Consider the following 18,165-nt stretch of genomic DNA (forward strand, 5'->3'; position numbering starts at 1 on the left):
TATGCCAGCCATCGTTCTGATCGGCGCCCAGTGGGGCGACGAAGGTAAGGGCAAGGCCACCGACCTGCTCGGCAGCCGGGTCGACTACGTCGTCAAGTTCAACGGCGGCAACAACGCCGGCCACACCGTGGTCGTCGGCACCGAGAAGTACGCGTTGCACCTGCTGCCGTCCGGCATCCTCACGCCCGGCGTCACCCCGATCATCGCCAACGGTGTCGTCGTGGACATCGAGGTGCTCTTCGAAGAGCTCGACGCGCTCAGCTCGCGCGGCGTCGACGTGTCGAAGCTGCGCGTCAGCGCCAACGCCCACGTCATCACCCAGTACCACCGCACCATGGACAAGGTCACCGAGCGGTTCCTGGGCAAGCGCCAGATCGGCACCACCGGTCGCGGCATCGGCCCGACCTACGCCGACAAGATCAACCGCGTCGGCATCCGCATCCAGGACCTGTTCGACGAGAACATCCTGCGCCAGAAGGTGGAGGGCGCGCTCGGCCAGAAGAACCACATGCTGGTCAAGGTGTACAACCGCCGTGCCATCACCGTCGACGAGATCGTCGACGACCTGCTCAGCTACGCCGAGCGCCTGCGCCCCATGGTCGCCGACACCGCGCTGCTGCTGCACGAGGCGCTCGTCGACGGCAAGACCGTCTTGTTCGAGGGTGGCCAGGCCACCATGCTGGATGTCGACCACGGCACCTACCCGTTCGTCACGTCGTCGAACGCCACCTCGGGTGGCGCGGTGACCGGCTCAGGGATCGGCCCGAACCGCATCGACCGCATCATCGCGGTCGTCAAGGCGTACACCACGCGCGTCGGTGCCGGCCCGTTCCCCACCGAGCTGTTCGACGAGTCCGGCGAGTTCCTGCGTGCCAAGGGCTTCGAGTTCGGCACCACCACCGGCCGCCCGCGCCGCTGCGGCTGGTACGACGCCCCGATCGCCCGGTACACGGCCCGCATCAACGGTGTCACCGACTTCGTGCTCACCAAGCTCGACGTGCTCACGGGCCTGGCGACCATCCCGGTCTGCGTCGCCTACGAGGTCGACGGCGTGCGCTACGACGAGGTGCCGGTCTCGCAGTCCGACTTCCACCACGCCAAGCCCGTCTACGAGGAGTTCCCCGGCTGGACCGAGGACATCACGATGGTGCGCCACTTCGAGGACCTCCCGAAGAACGCCCAGGACTACGTCCTCGCGCTCGAGGCCATGAGCGGTGCCCGCATCTCCGCCATCGGCGTGGGCCCCGATCGCGAAGCGATCCTCACCCGTCACGACCTCATCGACTAACTCGCGACCTGTGAGCTAAGCCCCGAAGACTCGAGTTTTTCGGAGCTTGACTCACGGCTCGGCGAAGGGAGAACGCCCGTGAGTGCCCACCGGCCTGACGAGCATGTGCTCACGGGGCGCTTCGTGTGCCTGGAGCGGCTCAGCCACGCGCACCTGCCGGAGCTGCACCGCGCCATCGCGCATCCGGCGGTCTTCGCCGGCGGCTACGGCGGCGGCCCGCACGGACTGCCCGCCGACCTCGACGAGTTCGTCGCGTTCGCGTCGAAGTACTACCAGTGGGATGCGCTGCCCTACGCCGTGCGTGTCGTGTCCGGCCCGCACGCGGGCGACCTGGTCGGCACCTCCACGCTCGGCGATATCGACCTTCCCAACGAGGCGCTGCACCTGGGCTGGACCGCCTACGCCCCGCAGGTCTGGGGCTCCGCGGTGAACCCCGAGACGAAGCTGCTGATGCTCGGCGCCGCGTTCGATCACGGCTTCGGCCGGGTCAAGATCCAGGCCGACGTGCTCAACTCCCGATCCCGTGCCGCGATCCTCGGCATCGGTGCGCAGTTCGAGGGCATCAACCGGCGAGTACAGCGCCGGGCGGATGGCTCCTGGCGTGACACCGCCGTGTACTCGGTGCTCGCCGACGAGTGGCCCGTGGTGCAGGCCGGGCTGCAGAAACGCCTGGAGGGTTTCGCCGGCACGTCGGTCGAGTACAGCAACCCGCGCGCTCCCCGCCGCCGCGTCACCCCCGCCTGATTCCGGCCATTCGCCCGCGAATTTCGGACATCACCCTCGGCCCCGAACCGGCTTGGGGTGGGCACGGCGCACCGGTGGGCTAGGGTCGGCAGGTGAGTGATGTTACGACGCCCCGCAGCCCCCTGGTCGCCCTGCAATTCCTGGGCATGGGCGTGGTCTGGGGTGCCAGCTTCCTGTTCATGAAGATCGCCCTCGAGGGCGTGAGTTTCGGCCAGGTAGCCTGGTCGCGCCTCGTGCTCGGCGGGCTCACGCTGGGCCTGATCGTGCTTGTCACCCGGCCGCGCATCAACAACGGCCCGGTGCTGCCGCGGGAGCGCGTGGTGTGGTTGCACTTCCTGGTGATCGCGTTCACCGGTTGCTTCATCCCGCACCTGCTCTTCGCCTGGGCCGAGCAGTACGTCTCGTCGAGCCTGGCCAGCATCTACAACGCCGTGACACCCATCATGACCGCTCTCATGGTCACCGCGGTCTTCCGGGTCGAGAAGCTCGCCCGCGACCAGATCGTGGGCGTGCTGGTCGGCATCATTGGTGTGATCGTGATCATCGCACCCTGGCAGTACACCGCGCTCACCGGCGACCTCTGGGGTCAACTCGCCTGCCTCGGCGCGGCGCTCTGCTACGGCTTCACCTTCGGCTACACCCGCAAGCACCTCAGCGGGCGGCCCATCGCCGGCACCACCTTCGCGTTCCTCAACATCGGCCTGGCCGGCGCGGCGATGCTGCTGTTCACGCCGGTCCTGGCCTGGCAGCCGGTGGCCCTGACCACGCCGATCGTGCTGAGCCTGGTCACCCTGGGCGCGCTCGGCACCGGATTCGCGTACATCTGGCACATCAACGTTCTGCGGGCCTGGGGTCCCACCACGACCTCCACGGTCACCTACGTCACGCCCGTCGTGGGTGTGCTTCTCGGCGTGCTCATCCTGTCCGAGACCTTCTCCTGGCACGAACCGCTCGGCGCCCTCCTGGTCCTGATGGGCATCCTGCTCACCCAGAAGCGCGTGCGCCTGCCCCTGCGGGCGCCCCGCCCCGCCTGACCGCCCCGCCGGCCATCGGGACGGGTGACGGGCGAGCCCGGAGCGGGCATCCGGGCCGGTGCAATATCGTAAAGACATGGCTGTAAACGAGGAATTGCCCGCCGGCGCGGGACAGGACGCGATCAATGAGTTGCAGGGCATTCGCCAGAGCATCGACAACATCGATGCCGCACTCATCCACCTGTTGGCTGAGCGGTTCAAGTTCACCCAGAGCGTGGGACGGCTGAAGGCCGAGCACGGCCTGCCGCCGGCGGACCCGGCCCGCGAGTTCCTGCAGATCCAGCGGCTGCGCGGCTTGGCCGAAGACGCCAGGCTCGACCCGGCGTTCGCCGAGAAGTTCCTCAACTTCATCATCGCCGAGGTCATCCACCACCACGAGAAGATCGCCGGCGACAGCTCGAGCGGCCTTCGGTCGGCGGGCAACACTGTCGCTGGGGCTGTTTCCGGCGACGCCGCCGTCAGCACTCCGGCCGGCGATGCACCGACCGATGCGCCGGACGCATCGGCCCCGGGCGACGGTCAGGCCTCCGCCGGCCCCGCCGCGTGACCTGGAACCCCCGGGCGCTGCCCGACCAGACCGGCCGCACCATCGTGGTCACGGGCGCCAACGCAGGCCTGGGCTACTTCACGAGCGAGCAACTCGCGCGTGCCGGCGCCCACGTGGTGCTGGCCTGCCGCAACCCGGTCAAGGCTGCCGCGGCGGTCGCCGTCATCCGCGGGCGCGTCCCCGGCGCATCCGTGTCGACCATGGCCCTCGACGTGGCCGACCTCGCCTCGGTGCGCCGGGCAGCAGAGCGGATGCTCGACCTTCCTCAGCTGCACGGCCTCATCCTCAACGCCGGCATCGTGCACCCGCCCACCGACCGTTCGGTGAGCCTGGACGGCACCGAGCTGGTGCTCGCCACCAACTACACCGGTCACTTCCTGCTCACCGGCCTGGTTCTGCCCGTGCTGCAGCGCACTCCCGGCAGCCGGGTCGTGTCGCTCGGTTCGCTGATCACCCGGCTGCTGGACTCCTCGCTGGAGGACCTGCAACTCGAGACCACGTACAACGGGGGCAAGGCCTACGCGCAGTCCAAGATCGCGATGCAGGTGTTCGGCTTCGAGCTGGACCGGCGCCTGCGCTCGGCTGGCCTCGACGGCCCCGGCGGGGTGCAGAGCCTGGTGGCGCACCCCGGCTACTCGATCTCGGGCCTCACACCCGGCATCCGCGGCGTCAACGAGGTGCGCCGCACCAAGCGCTTCGTCGACACCCTGCAGGGCTTCATCGGCGCCCAGGGCAAGGATGCCGGTGCCTGGCCGACCGTGCGGGCGGCGATCGATCCCTCTGCCGTCGGCGGCCAATACTACGGCCCCCGTTTCCTCACCCGCGGCACTCCGACCCTGCAGCGCCCCACCCGTACCTCGCTCGACCGCGGTATCGCCGACCGCCTCTTCGCCCGCACCGAGGCCCTCGTCGGGGCCCCGTTCCCGCTCCCCGCCTAACCCCCGCCCGGCTCGCCCCCTCGCTGTCGCTACGTCTCGCGAAAGCGGCCAAATGGCTACCTCAGCCGGCTGAGGTCGCCGTTTCGCCGCTCTCGTGGACTGTTGTTTTCGCGAAAGCGGCCATATGGCTGCCTCAGCTGCGTGAGGTCGCCGTTTCGCCGCTCTCGCGACCCCCGCCGCGGGTCATGGGCTCCACCCCGCTGCGGCGAGGGCCGTGGTGATCTTCCGTAGGGCCGGCGAAGGCGACATCCTCAGATGCGATTTATTGATGCGGATGACGCGCCAGCCGGCCTCCATGATCGCATCAAGACGGTCCACGTCCCAGTGATACTGCTCCTCGTCGGTGCGGTGCTGCTCGCCGTCATACTCCACGAGCACCTTGTACTTGCGAAACACCAGGTCCCCGGTCGCGATCTTGCGGCCCCGCCTGTCGAAAATCTCACCGTTCACCTCCGGTTCGGGTAGCCCTGCCCGCACGATCACCAACCTGGTCGCCGTCTCCTTGGCTGAATCCGTCCGGGGCCGCACAGACTCGAAGGCCTCGCGCAGCTTCTTCGCCCCACGTTGCCCGGTGTACCGCAACACGCCAGCGCGCAGCTCATCCATAGTCGCGAGCGGCTGCTTCCGACGTACCAGAGCATCTCCCGCTTCGATCAGGGCGTCCAATGACAACATTGTGGATAGCTGACACCACGTATCGACCGGAGAGGTCACCTGCATGCCGGTCACGACCACGACGCGAACCCGGTCGCGCTGTACCTGATGCCCCACGACGCCGCGGCCGGCGTGCCTCGATGATGCGATGTGAGTCGAGACGTGCACGCGTGGATCCTGGGCGAGGCGCAACGGCAGCGGCATATTGTGGATGAGAGCAGCGCTGGTGTGGCTGAAGAACTGTTCCCCGCTGAGATGGGGCAGGTACGAGCGGATACGGGCGAGCGGGTCGGTCGAGTCAGACGGCACCACACGGATGCCGTGGTACGGCCGCGCCAGGTCGTCACTACGCATACGCGCCCGTGTCATGCCCTCGGACAGCCCTTCCTGATGGCTGAATGCGCGCCCTCGCAGCGCTCGCGGTATCTCTGTGCGCCGTTTCATCCCCAGAGGATGCGCCGTGAGCGTGTTGCCGTGCCGAAGTTATCCCCAGCCTCCACCCGGTATTCCGCGAGAGCGGTCGTGTGGTCGCTTCAGCGCGCTGAGGTAGCTATTTCGCCGCTTTCGCGAGAGAGGTGAGCGTGGGAGGGACGGCGACATCTCGCGAGAGCGGCCGTGTGGTTCCTTCAACCTGGTGAGATAGCCGTTAGGCCGCTTTCGCGAGGGGTGGCAGGGGCGGCAGCTGGCCGCCGCCGGTCCTGATGAACGGGTCCGTCGAGCCGGGCATTGCCCGGTCCGCCGCGACGGGGCAGGATGCCACCGTGCGGCGGCTCGTCGAACCGATGATCCGTGACGGGCAGCTGAGAACGGATGGCTATGGGCGAACGCATCGCGATCATCGGCGGCGGCATCGTAGGGGTGGCCCTGGCGCGGGCCCTCGCCCTGCGCGGACTCGGCGACGTCACGGTCTTCGAGAAAGAGGACCGACTCGCCGCGCATCAGACCGGACGCAACTCCGGCGTGGTGCACGCCGGCCTGTACTACCAGCCGGGCAGCCTCAAAGCCCGGCTGTGCGCCGCGGGCCGCACCAGCATCCGCGAGTATTGCGCCGAGAAGAGCCTGCCCTACCGTGAGGTGGGCAAGCTCGTCGTCGCGGTCGACGAGAGCGAGCTGCCGGCCCTCGCCGAGATCGAACGGCGGGCGAACGCCAATGGGGTGCCAGACCTGCTCCGCGTGGATGGCCTGGTCCGCCTCCGGGAGATCGAACCCCACGTGGCAGGCATCGCCGCCGTGCACTCGCCGCATACCGCGGCCGTGGACTACTCCGCGATCACCGAGGCGATGGCGACGGATGTGCGCGCCGCCGGCGGCAGCATCCGCACCGGCCACGAGGTGGTGGCGATGCAGCTCGAGGGAGCGAGAGTGCGTGTGCGCACCCGGGAGTCCGAGCATGTCGTCGACCGGGTGATCGCCTGCGCCGGGCTGCAATCCGACGTGGTCGCCCGTCTGGTCGGCGCGGACCCGTCGCCCAAGATCCTGCCGTTCCGCGGCGAGTACTGGGCGCTGGACCCGGCGCGCACCGACCTCGTGCGGGGCATGATCTACCCGGTGCCCGACCCGCGGTTCCCCTTCCTTGGTGTGCACTTCACCCGCGGTGTCTACGACGACGTGCACGTGGGGCCCAATGCGGTGCCGGCGCTGGCCCGGGAGGGGTACACCTGGCTGACCGTCTCGCCCAAGGACACCTGGGAGTCCCTGCGCTGGCCGGGCGCGGGCGCCTTGGCCAGACAGCATTGGCGGATGGGGCTCGACGAGATCAGCGGCTCCCTGGTCAAGCCCCTCTACTACCGCAAGGCCCGCCGGTTCATCCCCGAGCTGCGGATGGGTGACCTCACCGCCAAGACCGCCGCCGGCGTGCGCGCCCAGGCCTGGGGCCGCGACGGCACCCTCCTCGACGACTTCGCGGTCGACCAGGTCGGCCCGGTCACCCTGCTGCGCAACGCCCCGTCACCCGCCGCCACCTCCTCGATGGCGATCGCCGAGCACGTGCTCGAGAACTACGTGCTCGCCCGTACGCCCGAGTAGAGCAGCGGATGCGCACCGTGCTGGCTCACTGCACCTCGTGCGGGTGACCGCGCCCGCTATAGCGGGCGTGCCGAACGGTACGAGGTGCGGTGAAGCGGCGCGCACCGAGCATCCTGCCCGCTGCACCTCTGGTGGCTGGATAAGCCCGCTGTGGGTGGCCGAGCCCTGGGTGGCTGGATGAGGCCCCTATAGGGGGATCATCCAACCAGAGCAGGCGCACCCAACGCACCAACGGCCGGCCACCGGTGCCGACTTGCCGAAAAATGCCCCTTCCCGGAGAGGGAAGGGGCATTTCGCGGCAACTCAGGCCGAAGGCTTTACGCGAACGCGTTCGGCAGCGTGCTGCGGTGACGCGACTGCAGTTCGGTCAGCGGCACCGTGAAGTAGTCCTGGATCTCGAGCACCGGGGCGGTCGCGTCCGTCACCCCGATGCGCAGCACCGGGTAGTCGCGGCCTTCGCAGAGGCCGAGGAACTTGACGTCGTCCTCACGCGGGACGGAGACGAGCACACGGCCGGTCGACTCCGAGAACAGGGCAACGGATGCGTCGATACCGTCGCGCTCGAGGATGTCGCCGAGCCAGACCCGGGCGCCAACGCCGAACCGGAGCACGGCCTCGGCGAGGGCCTGCGCGAGGCCACCCGTGGAGAGGTCGTGCGCGCTGTCGATCAGGGCCTCGATCGACGCGGCGTGCAGGAGACCGGCGAGGTCGGCTTCGCGGCCGAGGTCGACGATGGGCGGCACGCCACCGAGGTGGTCGTGCACCACGGCGCTCCACGCCGAGCCGTCGAGCTCTTCGCGGGTGATGCCGAGCAGGTAGATGTTGTGTCCGTCGTCCTGCCAGCCGCTGGGCACGCGGCGGGCCACATCGTCGATCACGCCGAGCACGGCAACGACCGGGGTCGGGTGGATCGGCTGGTCGCCGGTCTGGTTGTAGAACGACACGTTGCCGCCGGTGACCGGGATCTCCAGCTCGAGGCAGCCATCCGCCAGGCCTTCGACGGCCTGGGAGAACTGCCACATGACCTCGGGGTTCTCGGGGGAGCCGAAGTTGAGGCAGTCGCTGATGCCCACCGGCACGGCGCCGGTGACGGCCACGTTGCGGTACGCCTCGGCAAGGGCCAGCTGCGCGCCGCGGTACGGGTCGAGCTGGCAGTAGCGGCCGTTCGCGTCGGTGGAGATGACGAAGCCGAGGCCCGACTCCTCGTCGATGCGGATCATGCCGGCGTCGTCCGGGAACGAGAGGGCGGTGTTGCCCATCACGTAGCGGTCGTACTGGTCGGTGATCCAGCTCGGGTCGGCCAGGTTGGGCGAGCCGAGCAGCGCGAGGAATTGCTCCTGCAGCGTCGCGGCATCCGTCGCCCGGGGCAGGGCCGAGGCGGTGTCGGCCTGCAGCGCGTCGATCCAGGTGGGGTAGGCCACCGGGCGGTCGTAGACCGGGCCGTCCACGGCCACGGTGCGCGGGTCGACGTTGACGATCTCTTCACCGTGGAAGTCGATGATCAGGCGACCGGAGTCGGTGACCTCGCCGAGCACGCTGGTCTCCACGTCCCACTTCTCCACCACGGCGAGGAAGCCGGCGAGCTTCTCCGGCGTGACGACGGCCATCATGCGTTCCTGGCTCTCGCTCATCAGGATCTCTTCGGCGGTGAGCGACGGGTCGCGCAGCAGCACCTTCTCCAGCTGGATGTACATGCCGCCGTCGCCGTTGGAGGCCAGCTCGCTGGTGGCGCAGGAGATACCCGCGGCGCCCAGGTCCTGGATGCCCTCGACGAGCTTCTCGCGGTACAGCTCGAGGCAGCACTCGATGAGCACCTTCTCGGCGAACGGGTCGCCCACCTGCACGGCGGGGCGCTTGGTCGGGCCGCCCTCGCTGAACGTGTCCGAGGCCAGAATGGATGCGCCGCCGATGCCGTCGCCGCCGGTGCGGGCCCCGAAGAGCACGACCTTGTTGCCGGCGCCCGAGGCGTTGGCCAGGTGCAGGTCCTCGTGGCGCAGCACGCCCACAGAGAGCGCGTTGACCAGCGGGTTGCCCTGGTAGACGGAGTCGAACCAGGTCTCGCCGCCGATGTTGGGCAGGCCCAGGCAGTTGCCGTAGAAGCTGATGCCCGAGACCACGCCGTGCACAACACGGGCGGTGTCGGGGTCGTTGATGTCGCCGAAGCGCAGCGCATCCATCACGGCGACCGGGCGGGCGCCCATCGAGATGATGTCACGCACGATGCCGCCGACGCCGGTCGCGGCGCCCTGGAACGGCTCGATGTACGAGGGGTGGTTGTGCGATTCGATCTTGAAGGTGACGGCCCAGCCCTCGCCCACGTCGAGCACGCCGGCGTTCTCGCCCATGCCCACCATCAGGTTCTTCTTCATGGCGGGGGAGACCTTGTCGCCGAACTGGCGCAGGTACTTCTTCGAGCTCTTGTATGAGCAGTGCTCGCTCCACATCACCGAGTACATGGCGAGCTCACCCGAGGTGGGGCGGCGGCCCAGGATGGTGCGGATCTCGGCGTATTCGCCGGGCGTCAACCCGAGGGCAGCGTACGGCTGCTCCTTCTCGGGAGTGTTGATCGCGTTGGTCACGGTGTCAGCGACGCCGCGGGAGGATGTGTTGGAAACAGCGGTCACGAGTGGCGTTCTCCCAGAGATAGCGGATGCTTGACCGGGCAAGTCTACCCGGCGACCCCGCCCTGCGGCGGCGGCATCGGCGCGGTCTGGCGCTGCGCCCGCGCACCGGCGCCTGGCCCGCGCTCCCGGGCGTCGAGACGGGCTTCTCCGTGTTGCGCTGGCCACGCGCCGTTTCGCGGGTGGCGTGCCTCCCGCCCAGCGGCGCCTGCCCCGCGCGGCGCTGCTCTCGCCCGAGCAGCGGCGCCCGGCCCGCATCCGGGGATCTGCGCATTCGTAGGGCCCGGACATGACGGGAGAGTAGGTTTGCGTCATGGAATCGGCGCGGGCGCGGTACCGGCGGCTCCTCGACACCGGGCGCAACACCGAACGCGTCGAGTTCTTCAGCGATGCGGTGTTCGCCATCGCCATGACGCTGCTCGTCCTCGACATCCGGTTGCCCGACACGTCGTCGGCCGACCTCGGCCCCGCTCTGGCCGCCCTCGCGCCGGAGTACCTGGCGTACGCGCTGAGCTTCGCGGTGATCGCGGTCAACTGGGCAGCCCATCATCGCAAGTTCCGGTTGATCGCTGGTTACGACCGGCGGCTCGTGCAGCTCAACCTCCTGCTCCTGCTGCTGGTTGCGTTCCTGCCGTTCCCCACCTCGGTGCTCAGCGAGTACGGCGGCGAGACTCCGGCGGTGGTGCTCTACGCGGGCACGGTGGCCGCCATCAGCGGGATGCAATGCCTGGTCTGGGCCTCGGCGCGGGCGTCCCGGCTGCTCGAACCCTCTGTCGACCGAGCGATGTTCTTCTACGTCTTGCGCACCATGCTCGTCACGGTGGTGGTCTTCGCCGCATCGATTCCCGTGGCCCTACTCGGCGCACCGGATGCGGCGATGTACAGCTGGATCATCGCCGCGCCGCTGAGCGTGGTGGCCGCTCGTTGGGTGCCGGAGCCGGCAGCTGCCCACAGCTGAGATCGCTTCTGCAGGCGACCGCACCGCAATTCGCTCCGGAGAGCATGCGGCTGGTTGCCGACCGCGGGTCGGGCGCCATTACGCAGGTGGCGGGCCTCCAGCGCAGCGGCGCGCGGCCCGCGCTGCGCCTGGCGTGCTGCCTCCCGCGTAGCGGCGGCTGCCCGCGAGGCCTGGCTCGGCCGCGCGACGCTCGACTCAGAACAGCACGCCCGGTCCAACGCCCAACCCCAGCGTGCCGACCCCGTCGATCACGAGCGCCAGAACGCCCAGCGTGCCGGCGAACAGTAGCCAGTCAGCCGGGCCGAGCGGCACCGGCCGCCACACCGTGCGGGCGCCCAAGCCGAGCCCGCGCGACTCCAGCGACTGCGACATCCGTTCCCCGCGCCGCAGGGACACCACGAGAAGGGTGAACGCGGCGCGCCCGAATTCGCGGATGCCGAACCGGGTTGCACCGTCGGAGCGGACGGGCGCCCGCACGGACTGCGCCTGCCGGATGACCTGCCATTCCCGTGGCAGCTGCTGCAGCATCCGGTAGCCGGCCAGTACCGCGAAGGTCACCCGGGCGCTCAGCCGGGCGTGCTGGTGCAGGCTGGTCATCAACGCCACCGGGTCGGTCGTGCCGATGAAGCCGATCGACAGGATGCCGATGGCCATCGTGCGCAGGGCCAGCGCCGATCCCACCTGCAGCCCCTCCACCGTGACCCGGATCGGCGGCAGGTCGACCAGGACCTCGCCGGGTCGGCTCAGGGCGTTGACCACGAGGATCCCCAGGGCGAACCCGACGAAGGGCAGGTGGGCCAGCACGAGGGTGCGGAGCGGGATCCGGGCGAAGCCCAGCACCGCGGCGAGGCCGAGCAGGTACAGCAGTGCCGGGGTGACCGGGTCGAACACGAAGAGCAGTGCCAGCGAGACGATGAAGAGGATCGCCAGCTTCACCGTGGGGTTTCGCCGTGCCAGCGGTGAGGGAGCCACTGCGCCGAGGGCGCTCGACGCATTCATCGAGCCTCCGCAGCGGGCACGGTATCGCCCGCATCCACCGTCGCGTCGAGGGCGTCGAGCACCCGCCGCACCTGGGCGACGGAGTCCAGCCGGGTGACGAGCCAGCCGAGAAGCGGCGGCACGGTGATCCCGGCCCGCGCGAGCAGGTCGCCCTGGCGCAGCACCTCGATGACCGAACCGTCCGCGACGATCCGGCCGCCCGCCACGACGAGCACCCGGTCGGCGAAGGTCGCGACGGTGCGCAGGTCGTGGCTGCACAGCAGGATGCCGCGCCCGGCCCGCGCGGCCCGGCGGAAGGCTGCGATCGTGGCGATGGTCGAACGACGGTCGAGGCCGAGCGTCGGCTCGTCGGCGAGCAGGCTGGGTCGTTCGTGAACGAGCATCGCCGCGAGGCTGACCTTGCGTTTCTGGCCGCCGGAGAGTCGGTACGGGTTCCGGTCGGCGAGCGGGCCGAGCCCGTGCTCGGTGAGCACCCGGTCCACCCGCGCGGAGCCGGCCGGCAGCCCCACGGCGATCTCCTCCCGCACTGTGTTGCCGAGGAACTGGTGCTCCGGGTTCTGGAAGACCAGGCCGGGCCGCGCACCGGTCACGGTGCCGCCGGCCGGAGCGAGCAGGCCTGCCAGGGTGAGCAGCAGCGATGACTTGCCGGCACCGTTGCGACCGAGCACGGCCACGATCTCGCCTGCGCGCAGCTCGAGGTTGACGCCGCTGAGCAGCACCCGCCGACCCTCGGTTCGTCCGTCGCCCGCAGGATGTCCGCCGCGTGCGGCATGCCCGTCGCCCGCGTCGAGCGCGGCCCGGCGGAACGGCCACTGCCGACGCCGCACCGGCCGAGGTGCCAACTCCCGGCTGACCGCGAGGTCGCGGCCGGCCAGCACCACCGGGCCGAACGCCTCCGATACACAAGCCCCAGGCCCCTCATTCGCCAGCCTCAGCAGCGCCCGCTGCACGTCCGGCGCAGCGAGCCCGCCGGAGAGGCCGAGCGCGGCCTGCAGTTCGATCTCGCCGGGCAGCCAGCAGCCGGCCCGGTGCAGCTCGCCCGCTGCCGCCGGCAGCACGGATGCGGTCGGCCCGTCGTGCGTGATTCTCCCGTTGGCGCCGAGCACGATGCACCTCTCCGGCAGCCCGGCGACGCCGAGGCTGCCCGCGTACTCGTCGAGACGGTGTTCCACCAGCAGCACCGCGACGGTGCCGGGCCGGGCCGCGGCGTCGACAGCGTCGCGCACCTGACGCAGCCCGTCGGCATCCAGCATCGAGGTCGGCTCGTCGAGCACCAGGATGTCGGGGCGGCCGATCAGCGCCGCCGCGAGCGCCACACGCTGGCTCTCCCCGCCCGACAGGGAGCCGGTCTGACGGTCGCGCAGCCGGCCGGCGCCCACAATTGCGAGGACGGCATCGATGCGGTCGGAGATCCCCGCCGGTGGCACGGCCCGGTTTTCCAGAACAAAGGCGAGCTCCTGTTCCACCCCGGGCAGGCACACGGCCGAGTCCGGGTCCTGCGGCAGCACGCCGAGGTGGCGGGAGAGCTCCACCACCTCGGTGGCGAGGGCGTCGCGGCCGGCCACGGTGACCGATCCGGTGACCTGGGCGATCACAGAGTGCGGTACCACCCCGGTGATCGTGGCCAGCAGGGTGGACTTGCCGGCCCCGGACGGGCCGAACAGCACCACACGCTCCCCGGCGGCGATGGTGAAGCTGGCGCCATGCAGCACGGCGCGGTCCTGCCGGGGAAAGGTGACGGTGACATCCCGGAACGCAACCGCGGGCAATGCGACCGCGGGGACAGCAGCGGCAGGCACAGCGACGGCAGGCACAGCGACAGTCGGCACAGCGCCAGTAGGCACAGCCGCGGCGGGCACTCCTGTGTCGGACACGCCCCGGCCTAGGAGTTCAGCGCGCGGCCGATGGCGTAGTTGTCGACCACGCCCGTCTTGGCCAGCGCATCCACGATCACCTTGGCCAGCAGACCCCCCAGGATGACGCCGGAAGCCAGCTGGATACCCAATCGGAGGAAGAACAGGTCCTGGCCGAACCAGCCGGACCGGAAGGCGGAGAAGATGAACACGAAGCCCGATCCGAGCAGCCCGGACAGCGCGTAACTACCCCAGCCGAAGGACGAATATCGGCGCAGCGCGAAGGGCAGTTCGCTGCCGGCTCCCTGGATCGCGGCGGCGACGAAGAGCATCGGCCCGACCGCCGAACCGAGGAAGACGACTTCGATGACCGACGCCAGAACCTCGGCGATCACCCCGGCGAACCGGGTGCGCACGATGGCGACGGCGATGGGCGCCACGAGCAGCCACCCGCCCAGCAGCACGTGCTGCGCGAGGTCGCCCGCCGGTCCGAGCAGGATCGACAGCCCGGTCCACGCCTGCACGAGTGCCCAGTAGAGGAAGCCGAAGACCACCCCGAGTACGACGATGAGCACGAGGTCCTTGAGGGTGAAACGGTGGATGGGGCGGGTGGCGGATGCGGTGGAGGCGACGGTGGAGGAGGGTGCAGCAGGCATGGTGGTGTCCTTCATGAGAGAGGGAAAGAGGGGTGTGCCAGACGATGGCAGGGGATGCACACGGAGGCGTGCCGGGAACGGCCACGGTGGCCGAATAGAGAATCGGAATCGGACGTGCCGAGCCGACGCGGGAGGTCCGCGGGTGTTCTGCCGCCAGGTCAGACGGCGCCCGGCGTGGGCCGGATCAGCGCGCGGAGGGGCTGTTGATCGACAGCGTGAGGTGACTGGTGACGTGCTGCACGCTCTGCCCCACGAGGATCCAGCCGGCCGCGGCCGTCTGCAGCACGGTGGCGAGGTCGCCCTGCAGTCGCGTCACGAAGTGCTCGGACGCGACGAAGCTGCCGTTCGCCTTGGCGAAGTCGATCGCGGCATAGATGTCGCGCATGTGGTCGGGCTGTGTTCCGGGGCGGCCGCCGTCGTCGAGCGGGTACAGCGCCCACTCGCCCGCGGCGATGATGCCCACGGGAGTCGCCGCGGGGATCTCGCTGCGCAGCGGCCCGGCACCGCCGGGCAGGGCGCAGACGACCTCGCCGGGGCATCCGCGGGAGAAGTGCACGGTGGCGGTCACATGGCGGCCGCTCCGCGCGGCCGCGCCGATGAGGTCGGTGAGGTAGCGCAGAATGTCGGCCTCGGCGCCGCCGACGAAGGTGCTCACGACACCGGTGTCCACGGTGAGGCCGGCGGTGTCGGTGCTCCGGATGGCGTCCAGGATGATGTCGGCGTAGCGGTCGCTCATCACGGCAAGCGTGATGCGAGCGCCCACGCCGAATTCGAGCGGCGTGAAAGCCGCCGGCGCCAGGTCGGGCAGGGTGGGGGTGGGATGTGTCATGTCGCGCCTTCTGTCGGTGAACAGGGCACGGGATGGTGTTGAGTGCGTTCTCCCTGCGCTGGCATGATCCAGATCAGGTTCAACGGTCGAAGCTTAGGAAGCTTCCTCTCAGCCCGGCTTACCGGACTCCCGTGTACAGCACCGACCATACACGGTCGCGACGTTCGCGCGTTCAGCGTGACGCCGCGGGTCAGGCGTGATGCGCGGGCACGGCGCCACTGCGCCCGTGGCACGCCACCCGCGGAGCGGCGCGTGACCCGCGCACGACGAACGGGCCGCGTCGAGCGCTGGCCGCGGTGTCGGCGAAGGTCAGGCGCCGCCGCCGGGCGGGCCCATCACGAGCAGGGTCGTGAAGACGGCGACCAGGCCGACCACCAGAACGGATGCCAACAGTAGCGGCCGTGCCAGACCGACGCGGAGCAGCCGGCTCACCACGGTGTGGTCCCGGGGGTCGTCCGTGGCCTCCCGGCGCCAGCCGCCGTCGAGCAGGTTGCGGCGCTCGAGCCAGCGGTCGAACGGGATCGTGGCGTAGGGCACCACGGCGGTGGACACGGCGAGGAGCATCAGCCGGGGACGCCAGTGCTGGTTGACACCCACGAGCACAGCGGTGATCCCGTACGCCAGGAACACCAGCCCGTGCACGAAGCCGCCCACCCGCACCGCGCCGTCCCCGAAGTCGCCCGGCGCGAACACGTACTTGAGCAGCATCGCGGTGATCAGGATCGTCCAGGTGATCGCCTCGGCGATGGACAGGATGCGGTAGAGCAGGCGGGGTGACACGGGGAGGACTCCTGGAAGCGTGATCGGCGGGCAGGTCAGACTCCAGCCTGTCAGGCCCGCCTGAGCGGAGCATCCGTCGAAGGATGGAACCTCTGCCAGGCCGCTGTGCCAGCATGAGGTCATGACGTACCTTCCCGCAGACACCCGTTACGAGTCCATGCCGTACCGCCGCACCGGGCGCAGCGGCCTCAAGCTGCCCGCGATCTCGCTGGGCCTCTGGCAGAACTTCGGCGGCACCGTGCCCGTTGAGACGCAACGCGCGATCCTGCGGCGGGCCTTCGACCTCGGGGTCACCCACTTCGACCTGGCCAACAACTACGGCCCGCCCTACGGCAGCGCCGAGACAAACTTCGGCCGTATCTTCGGCGAGGACTTCTCCGCCCACCGCGACGAGGTCGTCATCTCCACCAAGGCCGGCTACGACATGTGGCCGGGGCCGTACGGTGACTTCGGCTCGCGCAAGTACCTGCTGTCCAGCCTCGACCAGTCGCTGAACCGGATGGGTCTGGACTACGTCGACATCTTCTACTCCCACCGCGCCGACCCGGAAACCCCGCTCGAGGAGACCATGGGCGCGCTGCACACGGCCGTCACGAGCGGCCGGGCGTTGTACGCCGGCATCTCCTCGTATTCACCGGAGCGCACCCGGCAGGCCGCCGCGATCCTGGCCGATCTGGGCACGCCGCTGCTGATCCACCAGCCGTCCTATTCGATGTTCAACCGCTGGGTCGAAGACGGCCTGCTCGACACCCTCGACGACCTCGGCGTCGGCTGCATCGCGTTCTCCCCGCTGGCCCAGGGGCTGCTCACCGACCGCTACCTCAACGGGGTGCCGGAGGGCTCGCGCGCGTCGCAGGCCGGGTCGATGAGCCACGACATGGTGAACGAGGCGACGGTGGGGCGCATCCGTGCCCTCACCGAGATCGCGGATGCGCGCGGCCAGTCGCTCGCGCAGCTCGCGCTGTCCTGGGTGCTTCGGCGGGGCACCGTCACCTCGGCGCTCGTGGGTGCGTCGTCGGTCACCCAGCTGGAGACGAACATCGCCGCGATCGACAATCTCGTCTTCACCGATGAGGAGATCGCCGCGATCGACGAGCACGCCGTCGACTTGGGCATCAACCTTTGGGAACCCTCCAGCGCCGTCTAGGCCCCACACCCACCACCGAGTCGTCCCTTAACGCACGAATTGCCCCGGCGCACCGGGGCAATTCATGTCAAACAGAGGCGCAGAAACCTAGGCGTTGACCAGCGCGCGCTCGATCACCGAGGTGAAGAACGCCAGGCCGTCCACGCCGCTGCGCATGGCCAGCGCGGTGTCGGGGCCGAAGCCGGGTTCCACGGCGTGCTCAGGGTGCGGCATCAGGCCCACGACGTTGCCACGCTTGTTGGTGACGCCGGCGATGTCGTTGAGCGAGCCGTTCGGGTTCACGTCAAGGTAGCGGGCGATGACCCGGCCCTCGCCCTCGAGGCGGGCCAGGGTGTCGGCGGAGGCGATGAAGCCGCCCTCACCGTTCTTCAGCGGGATGGTGATCTCCTGCTTGTCGGTGAAACCGTTCGTCCAGTCGGTCGAGTTGTTCTCGATGCGCAGGCGCTGGTCGCGGCAGATGAACGCGCCCGCCTCGTTGCGAATGAGCCCGCCCTCGAGCAGGTGCGCCTCGGTGAGCATCTGGAAGCCGTTGCAGATGCCGAGCACGGGCATCCCCTTGTTGGCGGCGTCGATGACCTCGGCCATGATCGGCGAGAGGCTGGCGATGGCGCCGCAGCGCAGGTAGTCGCCGTAGCTGAAGCCGCCGGGCAGCACGATGGCGTCCACGCCGTGCAGGTCGTGCTCGCCGTGCCAGAGGGCAACGGGCTCGGCGCCGGCCAGGCGGATGGCGCGCTGGGCGTCGCGGTCGTCGAGCGAGCCCGGGAAGGTGACGACGCCGATGCGCATCAGTGCGTTTCCCCGGCGGCGACCTCGAGCACGTAGACGTCGGTCACGTCCTCGATCACGGAGTTGGAGAGCACAGTGTCGGCGAGTTCCTGTACCTCGGCGAGCAGCGCGGCGTCCGCGGGACCCTCCACGGTGAGTTCGAATCGCTTGCCGACGCGCACGCCGGTGAACTCGGTCTTGCCGAGGCGGCGGAGGGCGCCGGCGACGGCCTTGCCCTGGGGATCGAGCAGTTCTGCCTTGGGCATAACTTCTACGACGATGGTTGGCATGGCTCACTCCGTAAGACGTCGGGGGCGGATGCGTCGA

16 protein-coding genes, 1 pseudogene and 1 riboswitch are annotated in these 18,165 nt (G+C 69.7%); of the genes and pseudogenes, 8 read left to right on the top strand and 9 right to left on the bottom strand.

Features of this window, described 5'->3' with window-relative positions:
- Nucleotide 1 precedes the first annotated feature (1 nt).
- The 5 genes and pseudogenes from DOE79_RS14510 to DOE79_RS14530 all read left to right on the top strand — a co-directional run bounded on the left by DOE79_RS14510 (nt 2) and on the right by DOE79_RS14530 (nt 4,551).
- Nucleotides 2–1,288, top strand: coding sequence for an adenylosuccinate synthase (locus DOE79_RS14510; protein WP_120339122.1), 1,287 nt, complete (start codon nt 2–4; stop codon nt 1,286–1,288).
- A 78-nt stretch (nt 1,289–1,366) separates the two neighbouring features.
- On the top strand, nt 1,367–2,032 hold the full coding sequence (locus DOE79_RS14515; protein ID WP_120339123.1) for a GNAT family N-acetyltransferase: 666 nt from the start codon (nt 1,367–1,369) through the stop codon (nt 2,030–2,032).
- 92 nt (nt 2,033–2,124) lie between these two features.
- Nucleotides 2,125–3,066, top strand: a complete 942-nt coding sequence (locus tag DOE79_RS14520) for a DMT family transporter (protein ID WP_342767925.1) — start codon at nt 2,125–2,127, stop codon at nt 3,064–3,066.
- A 76-nt stretch (nt 3,067–3,142) separates the two neighbouring features.
- Nucleotides 3,143–3,469, top strand: a pseudogene (locus DOE79_RS14525) (chorismate mutase); the annotation flags it as partial.
- A gap of 140 nt (nt 3,470–3,609) precedes the next feature.
- Entirely contained in the window at nt 3,610–4,551 is a 942-nt protein-coding gene (locus DOE79_RS14530; RefSeq protein ID WP_120339126.1) for an SDR family NAD(P)-dependent oxidoreductase, read from the top strand.
- Between the two features lie 183 nt (nt 4,552–4,734).
- Here DOE79_RS14530 and DOE79_RS14535 read toward each other — a convergent pair whose 3' ends face one another.
- Nucleotides 4,735–5,649 (bottom strand): endonuclease domain-containing protein, encoded by a 915-nt coding sequence (locus DOE79_RS14535; protein ID WP_120339127.1) that lies wholly within the window; start codon nt 5,647–5,649, stop codon nt 4,735–4,737.
- A gap of 372 nt (nt 5,650–6,021) precedes the next feature.
- Here DOE79_RS14535 and lhgO point away from each other — a divergent pair, with 372 nt between their 5' ends.
- The gene (gene lhgO, locus DOE79_RS14540) at nt 6,022–7,230 is read left to right on the top strand and encodes an L-2-hydroxyglutarate oxidase (protein ID WP_120339128.1); all 1,209 of its coding nucleotides are present in this window, start codon (nt 6,022–6,024) and stop codon (nt 7,228–7,230) included.
- A gap of 317 nt (nt 7,231–7,547) precedes the next feature.
- Here lhgO and purL read toward each other — a convergent pair whose 3' ends face one another.
- A complete protein-coding gene (gene purL / locus DOE79_RS14545) occupies nt 7,548–9,854 on the bottom strand; it encodes a phosphoribosylformylglycinamidine synthase subunit PurL (protein WP_066598116.1) in 2,307 nt (768 codons plus the stop codon).
- A 310-nt stretch (nt 9,855–10,164) separates the two neighbouring features.
- Between purL and DOE79_RS14550 the strand changes: the two genes are divergently transcribed.
- Nucleotides 10,165–10,809 (top strand): TMEM175 family protein, encoded by a 645-nt coding sequence (locus DOE79_RS14550; protein ID WP_120339129.1) that lies wholly within the window; start codon nt 10,165–10,167, stop codon nt 10,807–10,809.
- 195 nt (nt 10,810–11,004) lie between these two features.
- On the opposite strand, the gene DOE79_RS14555 is transcribed toward DOE79_RS14550, so the two are convergent.
- The 5 genes from DOE79_RS14555 to DOE79_RS14575 form a co-directional block, all read right to left on the bottom strand.
- A complete protein-coding gene (locus tag DOE79_RS14555) occupies nt 11,005–11,808 on the bottom strand; it encodes an energy-coupling factor transporter transmembrane component T family protein (protein ID WP_120339130.1) in 804 nt (267 codons plus the stop codon).
- Nucleotides 11,805–13,622: an ABC transporter ATP-binding protein gene (locus tag DOE79_RS14560; protein ID WP_162942766.1), complete on the bottom strand. Its 1,818-nt coding sequence runs from the start codon at nt 13,620–13,622 to the stop codon at nt 11,805–11,807. Before DOE79_RS14560 ends, DOE79_RS14555 begins: the two co-directional genes overlap by 4 nt.
- A 68-nt stretch (nt 13,623–13,690) precedes the next feature.
- On the bottom strand, nt 13,691–14,317 hold the full coding sequence (locus DOE79_RS14565; protein ID WP_120340357.1) for an ECF transporter S component: 627 nt from the start codon (nt 14,315–14,317) through the stop codon (nt 13,691–13,693).
- Nucleotides 14,318–14,501: 184 nt separating this feature from the next.
- Nucleotides 14,502–15,146, bottom strand: a complete 645-nt coding sequence (locus tag DOE79_RS14570; protein ID WP_120339132.1) for a YkoF family thiamine/hydroxymethylpyrimidine-binding protein — start codon at nt 15,144–15,146, stop codon at nt 14,502–14,504.
- Nucleotides 15,147–15,179: 33 nt separating this feature from the next.
- Nucleotides 15,180–15,289, bottom strand: a riboswitch (TPP riboswitch).
- Between the two features lie 166 nt (nt 15,290–15,455).
- A complete protein-coding gene (locus DOE79_RS14575) occupies nt 15,456–15,926 on the bottom strand; it encodes a DUF3817 domain-containing protein (protein ID WP_245976955.1) in 471 nt (156 codons plus the stop codon).
- Between the two features lie 121 nt (nt 15,927–16,047).
- Between DOE79_RS14575 and mgrA the strand changes: the two genes are divergently transcribed.
- On the top strand, nt 16,048–17,073 hold the full coding sequence (gene mgrA, locus DOE79_RS14580) for an L-glyceraldehyde 3-phosphate reductase (protein ID WP_120339134.1): 1,026 nt from the start codon (nt 16,048–16,050) through the stop codon (nt 17,071–17,073).
- Between the two features lie 87 nt (nt 17,074–17,160).
- On the opposite strand, the gene purQ is transcribed toward mgrA, so the two are convergent.
- Together purQ and purS are read right to left on the bottom strand one after the other, a co-directional pair.
- Nucleotides 17,161–17,859, bottom strand: coding sequence for a phosphoribosylformylglycinamidine synthase subunit PurQ (purQ, locus tag DOE79_RS14585; RefSeq protein WP_120339135.1), 699 nt, complete (start codon nt 17,857–17,859; stop codon nt 17,161–17,163).
- The gene (purS, locus tag DOE79_RS14590) at nt 17,859–18,128 is read right to left on the bottom strand and encodes a phosphoribosylformylglycinamidine synthase subunit PurS (RefSeq protein WP_066598101.1); all 270 of its coding nucleotides are present in this window, start codon (nt 18,126–18,128) and stop codon (nt 17,859–17,861) included. The genes purQ and purS overlap by 1 nt, the downstream gene beginning before the upstream one ends.
- Nucleotides 18,129–18,165: the final 37 nt, after the last annotated feature.

It is taken from the genome of Cryobacterium soli (genome assembly GCF_003611035.1).
Classification (GTDB): domain Bacteria; phylum Actinomycetota; class Actinomycetes; order Actinomycetales; family Microbacteriaceae; genus Cryobacterium; species Cryobacterium soli.

What these genes read in the sequence shown, in the direction of transcription:
- DOE79_RS14510 (WP_120339122.1), top strand. Translation starts at nt 2, where the DNA reads ATGCCAGCCATCGTTCTGATCGGCGCCCAGTGGGGCGACGAAGGTAAG.
- DOE79_RS14535 (WP_120339127.1), bottom strand. Translation starts at nt 5,649, where the DNA reads ATGAAACGGCGCACAGAGATACCGCGAGCGCTGCGAGGGCGCGCATTC.
- lhgO (WP_120339128.1), top strand. Translation starts at nt 6,022, where the DNA reads ATGGGCGAACGCATCGCGATCATCGGCGGCGGCATCGTAGGGGTGGCC.
- DOE79_RS14550 (WP_120339129.1), top strand. Translation starts at nt 10,165, where the DNA reads ATGGAATCGGCGCGGGCGCGGTACCGGCGGCTCCTCGACACCGGGCGC.
- DOE79_RS14555 (WP_120339130.1), bottom strand. Translation starts at nt 11,808, where the DNA reads ATGAATGCGTCGAGCGCCCTCGGCGCAGTGGCTCCCTCACCGCTGGCA.
- DOE79_RS14565 (WP_120340357.1), bottom strand. Translation starts at nt 14,317, where the DNA reads ATGCCTGCTGCACCCTCCTCCACCGTCGCCTCCACCGCATCCGCCACC.
- DOE79_RS14570 (WP_120339132.1), bottom strand. Translation starts at nt 15,146, where the DNA reads ATGACACATCCCACCCCCACCCTGCCCGACCTGGCGCCGGCGGCTTTC.
- mgrA (WP_120339134.1), top strand. Translation starts at nt 16,048, where the DNA reads ATGACGTACCTTCCCGCAGACACCCGTTACGAGTCCATGCCGTACCGC.
- purQ (WP_120339135.1), bottom strand. Translation starts at nt 17,859, where the DNA reads ATGCGCATCGGCGTCGTCACCTTCCCGGGCTCGCTCGACGACCGCGAC.
- purS (WP_066598101.1), bottom strand. Translation starts at nt 18,128, where the DNA reads ATGCCAACCATCGTCGTAGAAGTTATGCCCAAGGCAGAACTGCTCGAT.